The sequence below is a fragment of the Enterococcus sp. 1001283B150225_161107_E12 genome (assembly GCF_015556925.1).
In the GTDB taxonomy this organism is placed as follows: domain Bacteria; phylum Bacillota; class Bacilli; order Lactobacillales; family Enterococcaceae; genus Enterococcus_B; species Enterococcus_B mundtii.
Genome location: NZ_JADNNI010000008.1, coordinates 103,616 through 126,100, shown reverse-complemented (window position 1 = coordinate 126,100; position 22,485 = coordinate 103,616). Strand labels below are relative to the sequence as shown.

The window sequence follows — 22,485 nt, the reverse complement described above, 5'->3', positions numbered from 1 at the left end:
TATAAAAAACTGACGCCACTATAACATTCGTTGATTTATCTAACGTTTTTTATTTTAACAAAACAAAGCTCTTGATAGGCATTCCTATCATGTAAGTGTAAGGTAAAAGGACAAAAATTTGTTAAAAATCATGCAAAAATTTCATATGTTATTCATTAGAATAAGAAAAGATTTATCAGATTAAGGCTATTTATTTTAATATTCAATCCAAAATTTACATTTAGATAGACGTTGATACCAAAGATTTTGGGCTAGTTCTTCTCTTTTATTTCTTTGGCTGTTCCTTTGATATGCTTGTTGAAATACTTCTCTCCGTACCATTCTAACTGCCCTTTCCCTTCCCACTCACGATACTCTTCTTGAAACTTATTTTTATAAATACGGAAAGGAAATATGCACCTCTGCTGCAGTAAAACTGATATTTACAATCATCCACATTATTACGGTACTTGAAATAGTAGTAATATCCGAGGAATCATTTAGTCCACTAGGAAAAATAAAATTTAAAAGTAGTATTATTGCCCAAAAGATTCCACCGAGTTTATAGCTAAAGGTGACTATTCTTTCAATAAATTTTGAAAATTGATTTTTTGACTCGTGGTTACCGAATAATTGTTTAGCAAGACCATACAATTTTTTCTCAAAAATGATATAACCACTTAAAATCTGAAACAAAATTAAAATAAGTATTCCAGAAATCGTAAGTGGTTCGATAAAGAATGTAATGAAGAACAAATTTATGCTTAGCATCAGCCAAATCATGTAGTTATTTAAATTAATAAAAATAAAGTAAAATCTCGTTCCATCATTCATCTTAGTGATCATAAAAATACTAATTATTAAAAATATCAACAAACCAAACCAAAAAATAGGCATTGAAACAAAATTAATTTTTGGTTCCTTAAATAATTGATGTAACACTTCATTTTCCATCCAAGAATTAATTAAGTAGTAAAATCCGTAGATAAGTAAAATCATAAGTATATAAATAATTAATTGAAATAGAGGATGAAGGTTTCTTTTCTCTTGCTCTTGTATCTTAATACCAGCATACAAATCTTTAACAAAACGATCATCTTCTAAATGTAAACTTTCCTCAAAAGTAGCTGAAAAAAATCTTTTGATATTCATTGTGCTACTCCTCTATAACTAGGTATATATACAGAATTCATTTTTTTACCAAAAGGTTTTCCAGAAGCACTAACATTCCAGTTTGTACTTCTTAACTTTAAATTATCCAACTCTAATTTATTGTTACTTTTTTTATTATCTTCTTTTTGGTAAACTGAATTCTTCCATTTATCATATCTGTCGGGCCATATTGACTGTACAATTGAATTTCCTAAACCAAAAAGCCCTCCAACAACACAGCCTACAAAAGCGCCAGTAGCATTACCTGCTCCTGGTACAATAGTCCCCACAACCCCACCGATTTTAGCGCCTATAGTCATCCCCTCCAACGGTCCTATACTTTTAACCATATCAATCCCTCCGCCCTTTACTGCTTTTCCTACACTACCTGTTTTTCCATACTCATTTACTGCACTTGAAACAAATGTCACACCTAATTGTGCGTAAGTAGCTACTTGGCCTGCCGTTCCTATTCCTTTGGCGATACCCCATTTTTTAGCTCCTTGTATCAAGTGAGAGTTCTTCAAGCCTTCGCTGACGTAGGTTTTTACGGGCGAGGTAAACTTAGTAAAATTTTGATAGGCCTTACCTATCGTATCGATTTTAGGAATCCATTTTCCTTGAGCAACAGTTTTACCTAACATTTCGTATTTTGTAAGAAAACTAAATAATCTAGTTTTCATCCCTGAAGGTAGATAATTGGTAAGCATCCAAAATTCATCGTTGGATGCCAGCTTGTTTACCAATGCATCAGGATAATTTCTGAGCAACATTTCAAGTCGTTTAATTGCATCGGTTTTCCCTTCTTTCAGGGGTTGGACCAATTTTTCAATCTCCGCATACAGTTCTAAGTAGGCATTGTTTGAAGATTCTTCCAACAATGTCTGTCCGTTTGGTTGGTACTTCTCAAACCAACTCCCATCCACTCCTTTCGGCAATACATAACTTCCATCTGCCTTTACGGTAGTTTGATTCAGGACTGAGACACTTTGCATAGCGAGTTTTAATTCCAGTAGACTGTTGTTGAACAGTCCACTGGTTTGAGAGTTAAAGGCATTGAGTTTTTGCTGTTTGCGTTGCAACTTGTAGATGTCTTCTTGTAAGCTGTCTGACATTCTCATCAGGTTGCGATGGAAGTCGGTCAGCATTTCTGTGATGCCTGGTAAGATGCTTATATTAGCGATGTGTCTGATCGTCTGCGAATGGTTTTCAATCGATTGTTTAGCAAATGATTTAGCCCGAATCTGTCCGCTTAAATTCTCTTCGTCCAAGCATCCTTCACTAGAAACGATTTGATGCGCGGCGGAGTAAAGATTCAGATCTGACTGAATTCCTTGTACCGCAGTGTTTACCCGATTGATCGTAGGAATGATCAACTCAGAAAACAGTCCTTTACCTGCTTGATAAGCCGCCCCAGAGAGTGTTTTACCGTCAACTGCCTGAACAATTTGTTGGCTCCCTGTTCGTAGTTGATCAATCGTTGTCCGAGCAAGTGATAAATTAGTGGTCATATTACTTATTAAGTTAGAAGATTCGGTGGCTGAATAGATTAATCCCATAATTTTTGTCCTTTCAATTAGATAAGTGATGGCTGTCTATTATTAATGTAATACTTGATAGTATTTTCTCTCTGTACTTCTATTTATTTACCCCCATCTACTTCATTCATTATTACTATACGTAATTTTTTCCTATTTAAATTAAAATCGTTTGGATAAGGATCATCTACGTCGTATACGAACACTTTCAGTCTTATACGCACACAAAAACAGCCCTAATATACTGGAATTCAATAAGTATCTAGGGCTATATTTTGCTATTTAATCATTTTTTATCAATCGTTTCTACGTATCATAATTATCATTTAGTACCAACCGGATTCATCTTGTATCATTTACCAGTTTATCAGCACACTCATATCACTCCTAAAATAAGTCTACAGGCTGATGGCTAGAGTCTCCTTCTATGAGATGATTATACAGACTAAATAATCATTCACTTAAGGAAAGAAGGCCAAAAAGATGATACAACAAATCGGATTCTGGGAATCTATCGTAGATATCTTGACTTTAAAACCTGTATTCTTGGTAGGACTATTAATTTTGGCAAGTTTTTTATTTTGGTTCACCAGAAAAAACAAAGGTTCTTTTAAATTGGTAAGTATTCTATCAGCACTTTTATTATTTTATTATATGTGTGTGACATTCTTCAATGTGTTCGGTGTTCCTACGCTTTATGGATTAAACAGGATTAGTGGGTTCGGCGAAAATATTTTCAATCCAAATATCAATCTTGTTCCTTTCATTGATGGAATAAATACTGGGTATCTTCTCAATATTATTTGTTTTATACCAATCGGATTCTTATGTCCGTTAATTAGTCCCACGTATAGAAAATTCAGCTATTCTCTTTTATTTGGCTTTTGCACTTCTTTATTGATTGAACTGAGTCAACTGTTTACGGTAGCTAGAGCAACAGATATCGATGATTTAACTTCAAATGTACTAGGGATGATTTTAGGTTATTGCCTAATTCAAGTAATTTTAAAAATATTCAACCATTCCTCAAATAAAATCCTTGATAAAACGTCTGATTTTTCATGGTCAATTCCTGTATTGGTCGTTTTTATCGCTTTCGTTAATACATTTTTTAGTTAATGCTTAATATCTTAGAAACAACACCTCTATAAAAAAGATAAGAACCCCAAAAATTGTTCTTCCAATTTTTGGGGTTCTTGCTTTTTGTCATTCTGTTCCGTTTGTTTCAATCACTCTTTTATACCAGTCAAACGATTTCTTTTTGTATCTGTTGCCGGTGCCTTTTCCTTCATCATCCAAGTCAACATAAATGAATCCATACCGTTTCGACATTTCACCAGTAGAGGCACTGACTAGGTCGATTGGTCCCCAAGAGAGATAACCGAGACATTCGACATAATCTTCGGTGATTGCCTTTTTCATTTCTGAAATGTGGAGGTTAAGATACTCGATACGGTAATCATCATTAATGATATTACCAGGTTTTAACACATCTTCAGCGCCTAACCCGTTTTCAGTGATCATTAGCGGCAATTGGTATCTTCTGTACAACCAGTTCATTGTATAGCGTAAGCCAACAGAATCTATGGCCCAGCCCCAGTCAGAAAGTTCCAGATACGGATTTTGGATGCCTCCAAAGAACGCTTCATTCTCTTTTTGTTCATTCGGAGTGACACTGGACATATAATAATTCAAACCAATATAGTCGATCGTTCCTTGTTGAAAATCTTTCACATCCGTTTCTTGTTGTTCGATCACGATACCTTGCGCTGAAAATTCTTTTAATTTGTATTGTGGAAATTTGCCACGACACATCACATCCATTTGATACAATTCTTTTTCATTTTCCAGCAAGTTATTTAACATCGTTTCTGGTTTACACGTTTCTGGATATTGGGGATTGATACCAAAGACACACCCAATTTTGAATTCGGGATTGATTTGATGGCCCAACTTAACGACTTTTGAACTAGCAAGTGCCGTATTGTACGCAATTTGTGCGATCGCTTGTTTCGGATTTTCGAGTTCTTCAAATTTAAGACCAGAAATATAGTACGTAAAAAATTCTGCCGCTTTCGAGTTCGGGTCTAAATGATTGATTTCATTGAATGTCGCCCAATAAGTCACTTTACCATTCAGACGTTCAAACAATGTTTCAGCATACTTTTCAAATAAATCGACTAGTTTGCGACTCGTCCAACCTTGGTATTTTACAATCAAGTTAGCTGGTAATTCAAAATGAAAGAACGTGATGATCGGCTCAATCCCATGTGCGAGCAATGTATCTACTACTTCTTCATAAAAGTTCAATCCTTGTTCATTTGGTTCTGGATCATCACAGTTTGGAAAAATCCGTGTCCAATCGATCGAGATTCTTAATGCTGTAAAACCCATTTCCGCAAATAGTTTGATATCCTCTTCGTAGCGATGATAAAAATCAATCCCCCTATGAGAAGGATAAATGAATCCTTCTTTCAGTTCTTTGTGGATTTCTCGTGGAGTGTCCCGGGTTCCTTTCGTGACTAGATCCATATTGGAAATTCCTTTGCCGCCTTGATCCCATCCACCTTCACTTTGATGGGCTGCGATACTACCGCCCCATAGAAAATCTGTTTTCATCCTTCTTACGCCTCCTAAATAATCACTGCTAACACTTGATTTGTATTGTCATCAGCCAACGGAACCACATCCAAAAAGTCTGCACTATTTGTGACAACGACCATCACTGTTGAGTCAAAACCAGCTGCTTTGATGACAGAAAAATCAACCGTGGCTAAAACATCGCCTGTTTTTACCTGATCGCCGACTTTTACATAACTAGTAAATCCTTTTCCTTCAAGGTTGACTGTATCAACCCCCACATGGATCAATACTTCTACCCCATCTTCTGTCTTGATTCCATACGCATGTTTTGTGGGGAAAACTACGGTGACTTCTCCTGCGATCGGTGCAAAAATCTCTCCATTTTCTTCATCGGGAATCACTGCGAACCCTTTTCCTAAAGCGCCTGAAGCAAATGCACTATCTGAAACTTGACTCAACTGGATGACCTCACCTGAGCTGACATTTTCCAGAGCGATTTGACCAGCTTTAGTCAGTGTTTTTTCCTTTTTAACATCTTTTTCTTCTTGTGGCATCCCAAGCCCATAAGCAACAGCTCCAGCTAGGAGAAATGCTGTGACACATGAAATGATCATCCAAACAAAGTTTGCTGTTCCACCAATTAAGAAGGCGGGCAATCCTGCCAACCCCCAAGCCATGGTCCACGCTTTGACACCCGCTAATCCTGCAATCAAACCGCCAATCCCACCACCAACGATTACCGCAATAAATGGTCGGCGATATTTTAAGAAGACCCCAAAAATAGCTGGTTCTGTGATTCCCATGACCGCTGAAAAACCAATCGTTCCAAATGTCGCTTTTTCTTTCTCTTTTTTCGTCTTCAAGAAATAACCAATCATCGCTCCAGCAACGGCAATATCTGAAATCGTGGCAGCTCCAGTAATCACAGGATCGTAGCCCAGTTCAGCAAAGAAAGTCAATCCGATCGGGAATAAGAAATTCGCAGCACCTAAGACGATCAAGAACGGTTGGAAAGCTGCATAAAGCATCACTACGATCCAATAGCCAATGTTTTCAGACAACATCGTAAAGACCCAAGAAATACCAGAACCGATCCACATACCCACCGGACCAAAAACGGTTAAGAGAACGGGCAATACGATCATCAAGGAAACAGCTGGAACAAAAAACAGCTGAATCGCTTTCGGCACTACTTTTTCTAACTGAGTAGTCACAAATTTCAACAAGGCGATTGCTAATAAAATTGGAATGAATGTATGGGAATAATCAATCACAGGTAATTGATAGCCAAACAAACTTAGTCCCTCCGCACCAGTGATGTTTGATGACATCACAGTCGTCGCTAACACAGTGGCGACATACGGATTGACATTCAATCTTCTAGCCGATGAAAAAGCAAAAAAGATCGGTAAGAACGTAAAAATCGACGTTTGTAATGTCTGGAAAATTTGATACGTTGGACTTTCCGCCGAAACGATGCCCGTCAAAGAAAGCAAACTCAAAATCCCAGCAATCATCCCTGCCGCAATCAGTACTTCGATAATTGAAGTCATTGATTCAGAAACCACCGACAACACTGCTGTCGGGACTTTCTTCCATGTTAATTTTTCTTTCTCAGGAGTAGCCTCACTTCCACTCCCTAAGCCTGCTAATGACATAAATTCATTGTAGACTTCCGTGACATGAGTACCGATAATTACTTGATACGCTACATCATTGGATACAACGTCAATCACGCCGTCTAGTTCTTTGATTTCTTCTGTTTTTGCTAAGTCGCGATTATTTAACGTCAAGCGTAAACGTGTGACACAATGGGCAGCAGCTACAATATTTTCTTTTCCGCCAACCAATTCAATTATTGCTTTATTTAATTTTTCATATTTCATCTGTTTTTCCAATCCTTTCTGTTAGTCGATTGATGTGCATCATCAAATACGTTTCTTCATTCATGGAAATATCTGCTTTAAACTGGTGCTTGATATAGATTTTGACTTTTTGGACTGCTTTGAACGCTTCTGGATATAACTGGCTGATTTGTTGATACAATAAAGAGATATTTCCTTCTGACTGTGCCAATTCACTTTTGATGATCCGCTGGATAAAGTATTGTAAATGTGTTGAGAACCGCATAAAGTTCGTCGACGATTCATCGATTTTAAATGTATAGTGTTTTTCAATAATAGAGACAATATCACTCAATGTCTGCATCTCCAGTAACCGGTCAGATTTCTTATTGTCCCAAAAGTTGATGAAATGCAAAGCGATAGAAGCCGCTTCATCATTAGGAATACTTAGATTTTTTTCTTTCTCGATCATCTGGAGACTCTCCAGTGCGAGATCAAAATGACGAGGATAAAATCTGCGAATATCCCAAATCAATGGACTTGCAATAAACTGGTTCTTTTCAGCTCGTTCTAAAAGAAACTCTAAATGATCCAGTAATGTTAGTGTTAAATAATCACTCACTTTGATGCCAAGTTTCCCCTCTGCATTTTCAATAATCCGACTAATCAAAAGAATGTCATTGGAATCAGATTTTGAAAGTAAATAACTAAAATGCTCCAACATTTCATAAGAATCCAAAATATACATTTTTTCGATCTCGTCTTCTGAAACCTGTTGGCCTTTTTTCTTACGAAAGCCAATTCCCTTGGAAACAATAAAGACCTCATGTCCGCCCTTTTTGATCAATGCCACATTGTTGTTGATTATCTGTATTATTTTCACTTGCCCTATTCTCCTTTCCTAAAAAAAAGAACTCAAAAAAGATTTAAGGGCTTGTGCCTTAAAATCTTTTTTGAGTTCTGCCTGCATTGCAGTAACATACTCGCATTTAATACTGCCGCGTATTAAATGGGTTCTTCTTTTTATTGATGATATATAATTAATGATAAAGGTGTTTTGCGGAAATGTCAACGCTTTCTTTGTTGGTGCATAACAAAAAGGAATGAGTAACAGCCGATTTTTTCTATTACATCATTGGTTGTTTCATCCATCTATTATTTGATTTATTTCATAAAACAACTGCAGCAAGTCCTCATTTATAAGAACTTTCGTCAGGATTTTGCTCTTTTTTTATGACAAGCTGATACTCAACTGTAATAGTAAAAAAAAAGAGAGTACTACCTTCAAAGTACTCTTTTCGCTTCAGCATTTCTCACTGTTCTTTTTGAAAAGTAGATGGTTTTATCCTTTTTCTTTTTTCTTCACTATCTTCCAAAGAAGAAACAGATTTTTGGATTTTTTCTGTTTCTTTTAAAGTTCTTTGGATTTGTAAAGATTGGTCTTCTTCAGGTAAATCAACATTATTTAAAATTTCACTGTCATGATAAAAGTTTGGTAAATTAATAGAATCTGGCATATACATCCCCATCTTTCTCATTTATTCTATAAATAAGTAGCAAGCCATTTATTTCCAAACTAATTGGAAACTACTTAAATTCAAATTTACATAAGTTCATTCTAAAAAGTTTATTTCCTCGTTTCGAAACTTTGCATAATAACCATTCTATATGATAGATTATCAGAGAAATAATCTTGTATAGTAAAACCATCATAAAATGTATGTTTAGCCTCATAATCGTTACTATAAAAGCAATTCTACAAAACAAAATAGCTTTGCTTTAATCTTCATAATCCTATGTTGTAATAATTTCCTCTTATTATCTTTATTATTCTTACTCTAAAAATTTAAGAGTTATACTTTTTTAATCATTTCTGAAAATCGATTTAAAAATTTTGTTAAAATAAAGAGGAAACATCTTTTCTTAGCTATCTCCTCTTAGAATAAATTTATTCATTATTCTGAACGCTACTATTGACCATACATTCATTTAAAAATATTCTTGTTTTTCTCTCAATATTTCCCTCGGTTGTCTTCAATCTAAGCAAAGAAATACCAGCTTTTTCTAAAATATTATTTTTAAGTGTATCACGTTCTCGCTGAACTTGATTATCATGCTTCCCACCATCAACTTCAATCACACCTATCGGATATTTACCAACCTTATAGTAAAGTACAAAATCACAACTCGCTTTTTGATTCATAAATTCTATTTCTCTTTCAGTAAAGGTGTTGTTTTTAATCGAAACAAGTTGACTCAAATTAATCTGTCTATGAGGTATCAAAGAAGTAAATTCACTTTCTTTAAGTAAATCCCTTAATATAGCAGCCATTATTTGCTCAGACTTAAAATTTGAATCTTTTAAATTCAATCGGTTATTTAATTTCTCTAGAGAACGATCGTATTCGTTATACAATAAATCAAATGCTGAAATTACTGGACTTTCATAGAAATATTCATCAGAGGCATAGTACTTCATATATCTAATTAAAGCTGCCAAGCTACTATTATTGCTTGTAAACACCTCATTTCCAGTAACTAAAGTAAACTTATTTATTGCCCTTGAAACAGCCACATTCACCAAGTGGGGATCCTCGACAAATTCTATAAATTTCTGATTCTTTATTTTCTTGTCTAGTACTGTTGAAAAAATAACTTCTTTACATTCTCTACCCTGAAATTTATGGATAGTTGCTCTGGCAAACTCAGTTGGTAAATATTTTCCAGCTAAATCAACTTGGTCGTTATAGGGAGTAATAAATCCTATATCTTTTTCATCAGACCAACCAATCTCCACTAAAGATTCAATTTCTCGCAAATTAGCAAAATTACGTGTGTGATTTCCTTTTGAAGTAATAATCAGCGAAATCGAAGCTTCTCCCTTATCTACCGTCATGGGAATTAATTGATTATTATAAAATTGTTGATTACAGAACTGGATAACCTTAGGATGACAACGATAATGTTCTTTCAATAAGGTTATAGGAACTTCTTTCTTAAACAATTGAATAAATGAATCTAGTAAACTATATTTACTACAATCATAATATTGTGCTGGGCAAACAATCTCCGTTTTTGCAGGAATATGCGGAAGTTGCTTGCGATCTCCCACAACGATAATATTTTTTGCACAGCCTAAACTTAAAATTCCCGGAACTATATCTTGCTGTGAGGCCTCGTCAATAATGATATAGTCCAATATAGCTCCCTCTGCTATCGAGTTGATAATTGAATGGCTACTACTTCCAATAATAGGAAATCGTTTAATAAATTTACTGAAATTTTTTCTATAATTATCCATAGTAAAATTTGAACTCATTGGAATTGATTTTGACAATTGTTGTTTGAGGTACTGCATTGATTTATTCGTTAAATCGTCTAATAATTGCTTAAAATGATCTTTTTTCAATTCATTCTTATATTTTTGTAATTGTTGTTCTTTTTCATGTAGCATTTTTTCATAATAGTAGAACTGTAAGGAGTATGTAAAATTTACTCGTTCAGAGGAAGTTTCGATAAATTTCGTTCTAAAGATCCTAAATTCTAGCAATAAACGAAATCTTTCTTTAAAAGAGAATTTTTTTTGAGAAAGGTAATTCATATAAGCAAGTAAATCAGAACTCTTTTCTGGACTTAATTTGTATTTCTGAACATCAACTAAATCGACATGTACATTTTCTTCATGCCATTCTTCAAGGTATTTTTTTTCAATAAGTAGCTCGCTGATTTCTGCAGTCAACTGTGCTACTTTATTTTGTACAACTAGACTTTTTTTTACTTTTGCTAATATAGTCGCAATTTCCTTCACAGAAACACTTTCTGAATTCAAATCAAAAGATGGTACATCTGTCATTTCTTCAAAGAACTCTACTTTGTTTGTGGATCTTCCTAATTTTGCAATCAGATAATCCAGATCTTTTTTCGCTAACTTTTCATAAACATTTTCAACAGCTGTATTATTATTTGAAACAATTGCAACTGATTTTTTATTTATTAAAATATTCGCAATGATATTCAAAATTGTTTGCGTTTTTCCTGTACCGGGAGGACCTTCAATCACACTAATTTGAGAAGAAAATGCATTTTCAATGGCTTCCAACTGGCTCTCATTGATTCCAAACGGGAAAATATATTTCTCCAAAGATTCCCTAACCTCGTTCTTACCATAACAATAAGCATGCAAAGCTGTTCCTTTATAGGGTGTAATTTTATTCAATTGTCTCTCGATATTTTCATACATAAGCAGGTCGTCTGAACTTGCAAGGCGAACACGCTCTTTTACAATATCAGTAAAATAAGAAAATATATTTTCATTTTTTAAATCAGAACGCTCAATAATACTTACATTATCCAACTTCATAATATATTTTTTTTGATCATTCGGATAGTTTACAACCACATATTTCCCACCATATGTAGTAGCGTGATCTATTGTTTGGTAAACATCTTTTTCTCTAGATAAAAGTCCTGATTGGATTTCCTTTATAGGGGTGATTTTACATGTATCTAAAGGTTTTGTAAAAGACTTCCCTGATGGAAAATCCACAGTTACCATCAATTTATTCCCTTTATTCCATAATCTCCAGTCTGTTATTTGATTCGTTTTGTCTTGCCCGTTCATGTATATTGAAAACATTCTATACCGCCTCAATTTTAATTTATATATTATCGAATAAAAAGAACGATAGATAATAAAATTCACTTTCTCTGTAATATCGTGATAATTGCGAAAAATTTGATTATACCAATCTATTTATGTGTAAATCTAAAATGAAAATAAGCACTAGATTCTATACTTAAAAATATAAGATACATTAAATTTTACATTTATCACTATTCATCCTTATACAAAACAATTTCTTTATCAAAGTTTATCAGAAGTACCAAACAATATATTAATAACATCATAAAATATAGTTTTGATATCATAATCGTTTAATTCCTTGTATTTGTTCTTTTAAATACAAGATAAAAAAATCCGGAATAGAATTTTTCTTCTTCTTCCGGTTTTCAATTGATTGTACTCATCCATCCTTATCGACAAAAAGCCAAAATGTTGGGATAGCTCTTATGTAAAAAAATGCAAAAGAAAAAGGCTTACGCCCTTTACCAAAAAACTATGCGGAGTATCTCTCTCTACGCCATGCGATTGCAATGTTGTTCAGTCACACATTCTACAATACCGTACCAGTCGGAGCGACCGCTGGCATATTGCAGCTTTACGAGATGTGGTCAGGCATGACAGCCTACAAATTCCACAGGGGCATTCGGTATATTTTGATTATTAATAGTATCAACATATACCGCCTTCTGCTACTCTCACGCGTTTCTTGTCTTATAGATTATTTCTAATCATTTCACGGCGAAGGACTTCTTTGGATGTTTCCATCAGTGTGAAATGCCAATCCCTTAGCAAATCTCTTCACGGAGAGGCTAAGTCTTATCAACTTAGCTTTCTATTGTCGTCCCGACAAGTTCGCTACCTTACATTTGGTCACACTTTGCACACGTTCTTTGCGTTCCAATGCTTTTACACTGGCTTTCTTCTTGTTACCAAGAATACTCACTTGATACGCAACAGTATCCCATTACGACATCAACAACGACTTATTCCCAAACGCTCCTTGACGAGTTGCTTAAACTCTCATACACAAGGTTCTGCATTAGTTTTTTGATAAAAAGAATAAACCTTTTAACATTTTTTTTAATGATCATTATTTCATATATTTAGCTGACCTCAACGATATCATTCTTTCTCAACTTTATCATGAGTTAAAAAAATTTTCGTTCCTTAAATTTAAAAAAAAGAAAAAAAGTGGGACAGTCATCAGAATATTTTCTGATGATTGTCCCACACTCTTTATTTGATTGAACTCATCAGTCCTTATTGACAAAGAGACTATAAATACAACAAGCGTTTCTTTCAACCACATTATTTAATACTAGCTAATATAGTCATCTTGATACTCTTTCATCTGTATACGCTTTTTTTCTTTTTCAAGTTTAATTATATAATTTTTCAGAGAACTTCTATGACTGATAAAATCTAAACCTTTCAAGAATGAACTTTTCAAAAGTAGTGATATGAAGGAAATATTTTTGTCTATAAGTGGAACCTCGCTTCCGCTCCATTCATAAAAACTCGGAACTAAAGACAGTGTTTCAAAGTCTTTAATAGTTCTATTTTGCTTTAAAAATTCTGATATATAGTCAAGCCTATCGGTTTCATTTTGATTACTCACGAAATGAAAGAATAATTTGCGAATCAATTCATGGTCGGAACTATTCTCACGAATATAGTTTAAAATCCATTTTTTTATTCGTTCATTTACTTCAAGATTTTTTCTATCTACAGGAAAAATCAATTCATAACTTTCCCATCCAATATACTTTCTAGAATTTTGTAAAATATTATAAAAAGCGACATCAATAAGTGTTTGATAATTTTCTAACTTCCATATTTCTTGGAAAATTTCTTTTTTCTCGTGCTGGCTAAACAAGTCATTATTAGCAATATCTTGAGTATATCTGTCCCAGAATATTGAATCTACCTTCACAATTTCTATTAACATCTTACCGTCATAATCTAAGTTTTCTTCTTTTGCATCCATATATAACTCTTCAAGAACATCAAGATTATTCGAAAAGATTTCAATAAGTTTATCTACTGATTGATGATACTCAATTAAGAAATCATATGCTACACTACTTCGGTTTTTAGATAGTCCATGAATTATCTTACAAAACTTAACAAGTAACTCTTCGTCAAATTTTGTATATTTTAAAATAGTGTTAAGTCGTGGAATAGACGGAAATACTTCGCCTCGCTGAGATTCAATAAAATTAAATAATAGATTGACTTGTTCTTCTTTCACTCTATCTTCTGGAACTACTTCAAATAGCGAACTAATCCAAACATTTCTATATTGATAATTTATTTCGTTAATAACGGTGTATGTTTTCTCGAATCCAAATCTATTTAAAAAGTCAAACATAACTACTGTACATCTTATTGAATAAGGTGCATCACATTGAAAATAACATTTAAGCATATCTTCGCACATTTGCTCAGAACTGCATTTAAGAACAGTTACTAGATTTAGTCCAAGATGGTAATTTAGAAATCCTGTATCATTTTCCACATGTTTTGCTATCAAGAACAGCCGTCTATAGTCATCTATTAAAAATGTAGATGTCAATTCTTTTATTTCACCTTCGTTTTGCTTTTCGAAGTCTTCAGAGTATCTACGATCCTCTTTTGGCTTAATTATTTTGTAATATTGATAGTCTTCATTTTCCTCATATTTTCTAAAATCACTGTCAATTTTAATATCCATGCTTTTTGCAAAATCAGTAATTTTGGATAACACAAGACATTGATCAAAATCTGGAGTTATCCATTTATCAGCAAATAAATCCTTTATACAGGACAGATCAAATTCAAAAACTGGGATGACACGTTTCATTTCCCCAGTCCAACGTGATGATTCCCTAAGTATCTCTTGAACTCTTACTATGAGAGTTTCATCTTCAGATAGCACTGAAAGAATTTCCCAGAGATTTCTTCTTAATATCTTACATCCATCATTTAAACTAACAGTGAAATTTATAAATGTTACTGAATTTGCGTCTTCTCCTTGCTCACTTGTCGAAATAGAAGTTTTAAGTAACTCTCCGATGACTTTTAACAATAAAAAATCATAATTAAAATTAGTATTTGTTCTTAACTTACAAAGAGTATTGATAAGGACGTTTTCTCTTTCATATCTTAACTTAAAAGAATTTTTATCATAGGAGAATTTTTTTGTAAATACAAAATATATATCCATAAAAAGATCTGGCCGTTTTTTAAACAAGACTACAATAAGTTCAATTGCTTCCTCAAAATATTTTGTATTTTTAAATCCGCTCAAAATATTCAGTTCTAGACTTGTTATATTTTGGTTTTTTTGTTTTTCTTTGAAAAAATCATCCGTGATTTCAAAAGTTGTAGGTTCCATATCTGAGATTCTTCTATTTAGAATATCCAAAGACTTATCAAGATTTACAAGATAGAAAGTTTCTAGATAAGCGTCTTGTTCTTCCATTTTTGCTTTATTCCATTGATTATTAATTTGATCAGAAATATACTTTTCAATTTCCTTTGAGTGAAATAGTTCTAAAATAGTATTTATTGCATAGATGATTCTACCTTTTTTAATACTAAATCCTAGCTCTAAAAGCCTTTCTATACTAATAAATTTCTGCTCAACTAAAACATATTCAAGAATATAGTTTCCAAAACTCTGATCCCCAATTTTGACGATTTCATCTAAATACAAATCCACTAACTCATTTTGATGAAGCTCATGACTGATAGTTTTAAAAGATTCCCATGTAATATTAAATTCGGCTAATAATATCTTTGCAAAATCATCATCTTTAATTTTAACAGTGTTTAACAAAGAAACTATGAAGAGTATTTTAATTGTTTCATGAGACAATTTACCTTCATCAATTATTTTACCGTAATAATGCTTAAATATTTCTGACGAATTTTTTATCTTCTCTACATCTTCAATTGCAAACTTCCCAGCAAGTATAGCTAGGCGAATATTTCCTTTTGCAATTTTTGCAATTCTATCTTGAAAGTATTCGTTTTTAATCCCTAAACATTCATCTAGGATTTTCTTGATGTCTTCGTTTTTAAAAATAGGAACTTTAATTACACTAAATAAATTAAACTTACTTAATAAGTCCACTATTCTTCCCTTAGCATAATCTCGTACCGTGGCTAAAATTTTTATTTCAACATCGTCTCTATCATTTAACAATATCCAATCTACAACAGAAACAATGTCTGAGATTTGATTCATATCATCAATAAACAACAAATATTTGCCTAGTGTTGAAACAGAAATTTTAAAATCATCATAGAGTGGTTGTCCATTGTTTTTTACACAAAGAACTTGGTAACCTTCTGACTCAAAGTACTTACAAATTTCTATTGAAATTCGCGTTTTACCAACTCCTGAGGCACCACTAATCAACACGGCTGTATTTTTGCTAACAGCTTCTTTTATTTCAGAAACCTTATCCTCGCGAAATTTAAAATCGATGTCTAAAGGAGACACTGTCACATTTTTGTCATATGCTTTTACAAAACCGTTTATATCAAAAATTTGTTCTGTACCAAAACCAATATTTAAATACTCTTTAGCAATTCCTTGAAATTTAGGACTGGAAATATCTTGCGATAGAGTTCCTAATCCGATAAGTTTGATAGAGACGCCTTGAGTTTGTTCTTTTATATTTTCGATTTCGCGAATATTTATATTGGTTGAAGTATGGCAGCAAATAATTTTTTTTATCTTGCTTTTTGAGATACCTGTTTTCGATTCGTTTAAACAATCTAAAATATCTTCTCTAATTTTCTTTTTTACATCTTTGTGAGTCCCATACATTATTAAAGTATAAGTACCATCATCATGCTCAATGAATGTGTCTGGTACTCCTATAGTTGTTTTGTCAGTTCCCTCTTGTGATCCTAATGGAGAAATGTTTTCAAGCCCATATTTTTGATACAAGTAACTGTTGCACAATTTCTGAAATTTTCCTCCTTCAAGTTCTTTAATTCTATTCTCTACCTCATTAACTCTACTCACTTGAGTTGCCTCCTCATATTTTTTTTTGAACTTTCTTAGATATTTTTGAACATGCGAATACGATTCTTTTGATCAATATATTGATTCATGTAAGATAACGAAGAAAAACCGGAGAAGAAAACTCCCTTCTTCTTCCGGATTTCACTTAATTGAACTCATCAGTCCATATAAACAATGAGTCACTTATTTTTACTTCGATTGATTATTGATGAAATTTTTTCAATTTGAACCCTCAAACACTACTTCTTGAAGAGCCTTTTTATTACTTATTAAAAAAAATATAGAGAAACATCAATCCAATTTCAATACCCCAAATCAAGCATACTACCAATGAATAATTCTTTAAATATACTAATTCACCTCTAATAAATTTATCAGGAAGATATTCATCCACATATCTGCTAACTATATTTTTCTTTAGTATTATTTTTAAATCATTATAGTCTTTTTTTACTCTTTTTGCTTCAAAAAAAGTTTGAAGCATAACCAATATCAAATACAATAAGAAAATTACACAAATAAAATAACCGGATTTCTTTATCACATCTATCGATAATTGTTTGCTTTGAGAATTAGAAATTTCTTTAATAATATAATTGGAGATAAAAAAAGCTAAAACTGTAAATGAATTTGTTTTCAATATTGATCCTATACTCATTCTAATATCTCTAAATTTTTTTAGATTATCTTCAATAGCAATAATTGCTTTATTTTGAACATCAATAAATTTTGATAGATTTTCTCTAAGATACTGACTATAAGAAAATTTTATAGTTTCGAACATATCTTTATCAAGTATAATTTCCTCATCACTTTCAAGATATAAAAAATATTTAACTATATCGATCTTATCTATAGTTTTAGCTGAGTAGACCCATGTATAAATTTTATATGCTTCCGAAAACCTTATATTCATCAACTGATGAAAATTTAATGTTTCTTTTACTTTTTTCTCTGATATAATTTCAATTTTAAAGTTTTTATCATCAATCCTAATTACCTTGTTCGATATAAATATAATAGAAAAAAACTTTTCAAAAATTTTAAAAATTTGGTTCAATCTACTATTTTTATTTTTTTCAAAATTGTGAAAATCTTCTGGAATGAAACTTAAATTTTCATATCCAATTTTTTGACCAATCTCTCTAAACTGAGAAATAACATCATCTCTTATTATATTATTATCAATATTTTTTTTCTTATGACCAATACTATATAAAGTTCCTGAAAAAAACTGCTCATTTATGTCAGTGATAGTTTCAAAATGACGACAATTCTTCGAAAAAATATATTCATTTAAAATATTCAGTAGTTGGTACTCTGAAAGACTTGAACAAAAAGAGTCAAACACTTTAAAATTATATATTGATAAACAATCATTTTTCACACATTTAGTTATAGAAAGTTCAATGATTATATTCTTCATGCAATCAGAAAAAAAGAAGGTATCAAAATCATCCTTCTCTACAATCTCTAACAAATCAACTTCATAATTTTCATTATCAAATTCATGAGCTTTGATAGTAAAATTATCTCTTTTTGAGACTACATTGCCTAAAATATTCTTAATCAAAAGCGTATCCTCATAGCAAAATTCATCAAATTCTACAACCGATTCAAATTTTGAAAAATCTTCAGTAATAGACCGAGATTTATTTAAGAACAGATCACAGAAATTTTTCATTTTTTTACCTCTTAAAATTTTCGTATGCGTCACTAGTAATATCATTTACTATAAGCTTAAACCTTCCTTGGCTGTCCATTATAGCTTCAATATCGTTCTTAAAATTATTCACATGACCACTCAATTTTAAGTCTATGTTGTTTCTGAGAGCTATCGTTTTAACAATTCTTGATTTTATAACAGACGAATTAATATCAAATTGTGTATCGAATGTTAATTTTTCTTTTGTAATAAAGAATTTATCATATTTTTCTTTTATATTATCAATATCTATTTCCTCACTTTGAGCAATAAAAGTTCCAAATATGTATTCTTTTGCTTGAGTTGCTGAAAAGTTTTCACTAGTCCTAAAGTAACCAATCAAATTGTTTCTAAGGTCAAGTCCATCTGTTTTAGAAATTTTAGTAACATTCCTTGAAATAAAGCTATCTATTGCATTAAAAGCTTTAAGTGTATTTTTTCCACTAGTATTTAAAGGTTTTAAGTCTAGGAACTCCTCCGACCAAAATTTTGCAATTACAGGATTTGAATCAGATAAAATAATACTTATGCCATTTTCAACAAATTGAAAATGTGCAATTTTCTGACTAGGTTTCTCATCAGGCAACCCTACCTCATGATTATATGTTAAACCATTTAAATAACCCATATGATCAACTTTTGAAATTAAAAAAGATTCATTTTCTAAATAAAAAATTACGTTACCTTCTTTCAAATTTACCATAGCATATCTTTCAGAATATTTTTTCTGAGATTCTATTAACTTTTCTGATAATTCATCACAAACGTCTTCAAATACTTCTTCTAAACTACCTTCAATTATAGCGTATCTTAATTTCTTTATTAAAGTTTTACATTCGACATTTTCTCTAGTAAATATAAATTCTCTTCTGTTATCACGTGAAAAGTTTTCAACAATTAAATTTTTTGCATATGTATTCAAGCTATCTGGAACATTTTCAATATTAGTTACCTCATCACTTGACTTATTGATTTTATATATACGAGCCAAACTTATCTTTTTTTCTTTATAGTTATCAGTTAAGTTCATTATACCACCCATTCATTTTATTTTACTTAAAAATGTATTCGTTTTCAAAAATAATAATATCATATACTTTTTTTTTTATTCAATTATCTATATATAATTAAAAGTAAATACGAATAATTCTATACTATACTCATCCATATTCATAGACACTACTTAATCTTTTTTGTTTACAACAACGCCATAACTATGTGGTATTTTTAAGATTTTTCATATGAAATTTTTTATTTCGTTTTATATATAAACAATTTATTATCCTTTTGCAAAAAAAAAATACCAAAGTAAACCTTGTAGTTCATTTAAAAGATACCATTAATATTTTAAAATAACGAAAGGAGAATAATTCCTTTTATAAATCTTTCAAATATATGATTAGCTTGAGCCCTGCGGTAATAGTACACTTCTTCTCTAGTAGCTATTTTAAATTTACTGTTATCTCTTCTCCTACTTTCTTCTGAGCAGACAGAATAATTTCTATGACATCAATATAACTTGCTTGTCGTTTGAGATAGCTCATTAACATAGTAGGTTATGCTTGTGTACTAATACCATCAGTTTCAGTTATTAGATAATCCTGAAAAGAAGTAATATTTATTATAACTATTTTGAGGTATTAGATTTATAGGAAACAGAAAAAAGCCAGAAACGCCTTCAAATAGGCACTCCTAGCTTAATCAATTCAATTACCCCACAGACCCTTCCATCTCATAACTAAATATATATAGGTAATGTCAATTGATTTCAATTTAATAAAAGTCCCTATTTAACAGTAGTTTTTATGCCAAAACAGAAAATACGTTCCCCTTTATTTACTTACTTTTATATTTTTTTGTGGCAAATTTGTGGCAAAAATAATGTTATTGATTTCATTTTAAGTCACTATGACTACATGCCTTTGCCGTAGTCAAGAAACATTGGTGGCTGTTTTAGTCCACAAAAAACACCCGCTCGAAAAGAGCGGGTTGTGAAAAAGCAATGTTGTTAGGTGATACAATAAGATTACTATCATTTTAATTATTATTCAACTGTTTTGGTTTTCAGTGGTTGTATCTATTTTTTAAAAGACAATCACTCTGAAAAGTAGCTATCTCATTGAAAACTAAGACCTTCGAGATAAGTAAATTGTCTTAAGCTATAACAATTCTAGTGACTCTCAAATGAAGCTTTCCAATCATACAGACCTCTTTATCTTTTAATTCCTTACGAAAATGTAATGAATAAATCGGACAAAAAAATGGTTAGAAAAAAATTTTTTATAGATAATTAAATGTATCAAAATTAGGAGGTATTTATATGCCAATACTCAAATCTGCTAATCCTTTAAAAGCAATCTCTTTATTAGTAATCGGTGCTCTTGGCACAGCTATATCGGTATTGCACATCACTTGTATCTATATCTTTCATATGGGTGTTGCAGATCCGAACATCCCTCTGTTTGGATCTTTTGAAAAATTTGCTTCTGCTACTTCATCTATCCTTCACATTTCTTCCGACAATCTTTATTTATCATCTCTCTCGTTATTTATCATTTTTTCAATTATTGGATTATTTTTCAATATCTTCACTAATAATAATAAATTGATTTCCATTTGGATTTTAGGAATAAATTTACTTTTTTCTCTCCCTACACTCTTTTATTTCTTCGTTGCATGGGGGATGAATCAGTAATTCTTCCATTGTTAGCACAAATTAAGAAATAGAAAGAGGGTTCCAAAATGACTAATAAAACAGATCGTTTATTAAGAGCATTGCAATCATATCAAGAAGTGTGCTGGATAAATCCAAATTTTGGAGAAAGAAAAACTTCATGTTTTACCCTAAATGATGTGATAGACGCTTCTAAACGGCTACAAAGGTTTGCTCCATACATTGCTAAAGTTTTTCCTGAGACTAAAGCTACTGGTGGTATCATCGAGTCAGAATTAGTTGAGATTCCTAACATGTTGGATAAAATAAAAGAAAAAGAACATTTCGAAACAAACAGTAAACTATATTTTAAATGTGACAATAATCTCCCTGTATCTGGTTCAATTAAAGCCAGAGGTGGAATCTATGAAGTTTTGACGTTTGCTGAAAAAGTTGCGCTGGATTCTGGAAAACTAACAATTGATAGTAATTATGCTATTCTAGCAAATGATGAATTCAAAAATATTTTTTCTAATTATTCAATCGCTGTGGGTTCTACAGGGAATTTAGGTCTTAGTGTCGGAATCATGGGAGCAAAGTTAGGGTTTCAGACGACTGTCCACATGTCTAATGAAGCAAAAAGCTGGAAAAAGCGTTTGTTGAGAGAAATAGGCGTTGTTGTCAAAGAGTACGAAGGTGATTTTAGCAAAGCTGTAGCTTTAGGGCGAGCAGAAACAGTAAACAAATTCCACAGTTATTTCATCGATGATGAAGCTTCAAAAGATTTATTTCTAGGATACTCTGTAGCTGCACTGAGACTACAAACTCAATTAAAAGAAAAAAATATTGAAGTATCTGAAGATCATCCTCTATATGTCCATCTTCCTTGTGGTGTAGGTGGTAGTCCAGGTGGAATTGCCTTTGGATTGTCCTGCATTTTTGGTGATGCTGTAAAAATATTTTTTGTAGAACCTACTCACGCTCCGTCAATGTTACTTGGCCTGTACACAGGATTACACGACAAAATTTCAGTGCAAGATATTGCAATCGATGGTAAGACAGCTGCTGATGGATTAGCCGTCGGGCGCCCCTCACATTTAGTCGGCAAGATCATAGAACCGATTTTATATGCTACTTCTACTGTTCAAGATGAAAGATTATATCAATATCTAACATTGCTTGCGGATAGTGAAAACATCTATGTGGAACCTTCATCCGCCGCTGGGATTGCATCATTTGTGAATATAAATCGAGCATTCGCATTGAAAAAAACTTGGATAAAGTCTGGCACACACATAATTTGGGGAACGGGTGGTAATATGGTTCCAGAAGAAGAAATGGCTCAATATTACAAAAAAGGATTGTCTTTACTTAATTTCTAATTATG

At 32.2% G+C, this 22,485-nt stretch carries 13 protein-coding genes; 3 read left to right on the top strand and 10 right to left on the bottom strand.

The genetic code is table 11. The annotated features are described in order from the left end of the window. Nucleotides 1–372: 372 nt before the first annotated feature. Both I2F89_RS08390 and I2F89_RS08385 read right to left on the bottom strand, forming a co-directional pair. Complete coding sequence (locus I2F89_RS08390) at nucleotides 373–1,131, bottom strand: hypothetical protein (protein ID WP_195514188.1); 759 nt, start codon at nucleotides 1,129–1,131, stop codon at nucleotides 373–375. Next, nucleotides 1,128–2,690: a hypothetical protein gene (locus I2F89_RS08385; protein ID WP_195514187.1), complete on the bottom strand. Its 1,563-nt coding sequence runs from the start codon at nucleotides 2,688–2,690 to the stop codon at nucleotides 1,128–1,130. The genes I2F89_RS08390 and I2F89_RS08385 overlap by 4 nt, the downstream gene beginning before the upstream one ends. Nucleotides 2,691–3,152: 462 nt before the next feature. On the opposite strand from I2F89_RS08385, the gene I2F89_RS08380 reads away from it, so the two are divergent. Then, complete coding sequence (locus I2F89_RS08380) at nucleotides 3,153–3,788, top strand: VanZ family protein (RefSeq protein WP_195514186.1); 636 nt, start codon at nucleotides 3,153–3,155, stop codon at nucleotides 3,786–3,788. Between the two features lie 87 nt (nucleotides 3,789–3,875). On the opposite strand, the gene I2F89_RS08375 is transcribed toward I2F89_RS08380, so the two are convergent. The 8 genes from I2F89_RS08375 to I2F89_RS08340 form a co-directional block, all read right to left on the bottom strand. Next, on the bottom strand, nucleotides 3,876–5,288 hold the full coding sequence (locus tag I2F89_RS08375) for a family 1 glycosylhydrolase (RefSeq protein WP_195514185.1): 1,413 nt from the start codon (nucleotides 5,286–5,288) through the stop codon (nucleotides 3,876–3,878). A 14-nt stretch (nucleotides 5,289–5,302) separates the two neighbouring features. Next, nucleotides 5,303–7,138 carry a beta-glucoside-specific PTS transporter subunit IIABC gene (locus I2F89_RS08370; RefSeq protein WP_161643199.1) on the bottom strand — a complete coding sequence of 612 codons (1,836 nt, stop codon included), beginning with the start codon at nucleotides 7,136–7,138 and terminating at the stop codon, nucleotides 5,303–5,305. Further along, the gene (locus I2F89_RS15700) at nucleotides 7,128–7,979 is read right to left on the bottom strand and encodes a PRD domain-containing protein (RefSeq protein ID WP_161643197.1); all 852 of its coding nucleotides are present in this window, start codon (nucleotides 7,977–7,979) and stop codon (nucleotides 7,128–7,130) included. Before I2F89_RS15700 ends, I2F89_RS08370 begins: the two co-directional genes overlap by 11 nt. Nucleotides 7,980–8,409: 430 nt before the next feature. Next, nucleotides 8,410–8,613: a hypothetical protein gene (locus I2F89_RS08360; protein WP_195514193.1), complete on the bottom strand. Its 204-nt coding sequence runs from the start codon at nucleotides 8,611–8,613 to the stop codon at nucleotides 8,410–8,412. 431 nt (nucleotides 8,614–9,044) lie between these two features. Then, nucleotides 9,045–11,732, bottom strand: a complete 2,688-nt coding sequence (locus I2F89_RS08355; RefSeq protein WP_195514184.1) for an AAA domain-containing protein — start codon at nucleotides 11,730–11,732, stop codon at nucleotides 9,045–9,047. A 1,306-nt stretch (nucleotides 11,733–13,038) separates the two neighbouring features. Further along, nucleotides 13,039–16,740 (bottom strand): ATP-binding protein, encoded by a 3,702-nt coding sequence (locus tag I2F89_RS08350; RefSeq protein ID WP_195514183.1) that lies wholly within the window; start codon nucleotides 16,738–16,740, stop codon nucleotides 13,039–13,041. A gap of 262 nt (nucleotides 16,741–17,002) precedes the next feature. Next, a complete protein-coding gene (locus tag I2F89_RS08345) occupies nucleotides 17,003–18,424 on the bottom strand; it encodes a hypothetical protein (protein WP_195514182.1) in 1,422 nt (473 codons plus the stop codon). Nucleotides 18,425–18,428: 4 nt separating this feature from the next. After that, the gene (locus tag I2F89_RS08340) at nucleotides 18,429–19,475 is read right to left on the bottom strand and encodes a hypothetical protein (RefSeq protein ID WP_229078079.1); all 1,047 of its coding nucleotides are present in this window, start codon (nucleotides 19,473–19,475) and stop codon (nucleotides 18,429–18,431) included. Between the two features lie 1,290 nt (nucleotides 19,476–20,765). Here I2F89_RS08340 and I2F89_RS08335 point away from each other — a divergent pair. Together I2F89_RS08335 and I2F89_RS08330 are read left to right on the top strand one after the other, a co-directional pair. Further along, nucleotides 20,766–21,140, top strand: coding sequence for a hypothetical protein (locus I2F89_RS08335; RefSeq protein ID WP_041684275.1), 375 nt, complete (start codon nucleotides 20,766–20,768; stop codon nucleotides 21,138–21,140). 47 nt (nucleotides 21,141–21,187) lie between these two features. Further along, a complete protein-coding gene (locus I2F89_RS08330; RefSeq protein WP_023520187.1) occupies nucleotides 21,188–22,480 on the top strand; it encodes a D-serine ammonia-lyase in 1,293 nt (430 codons plus the stop codon). Nucleotides 22,481–22,485 lie beyond the last annotated feature (5 nt).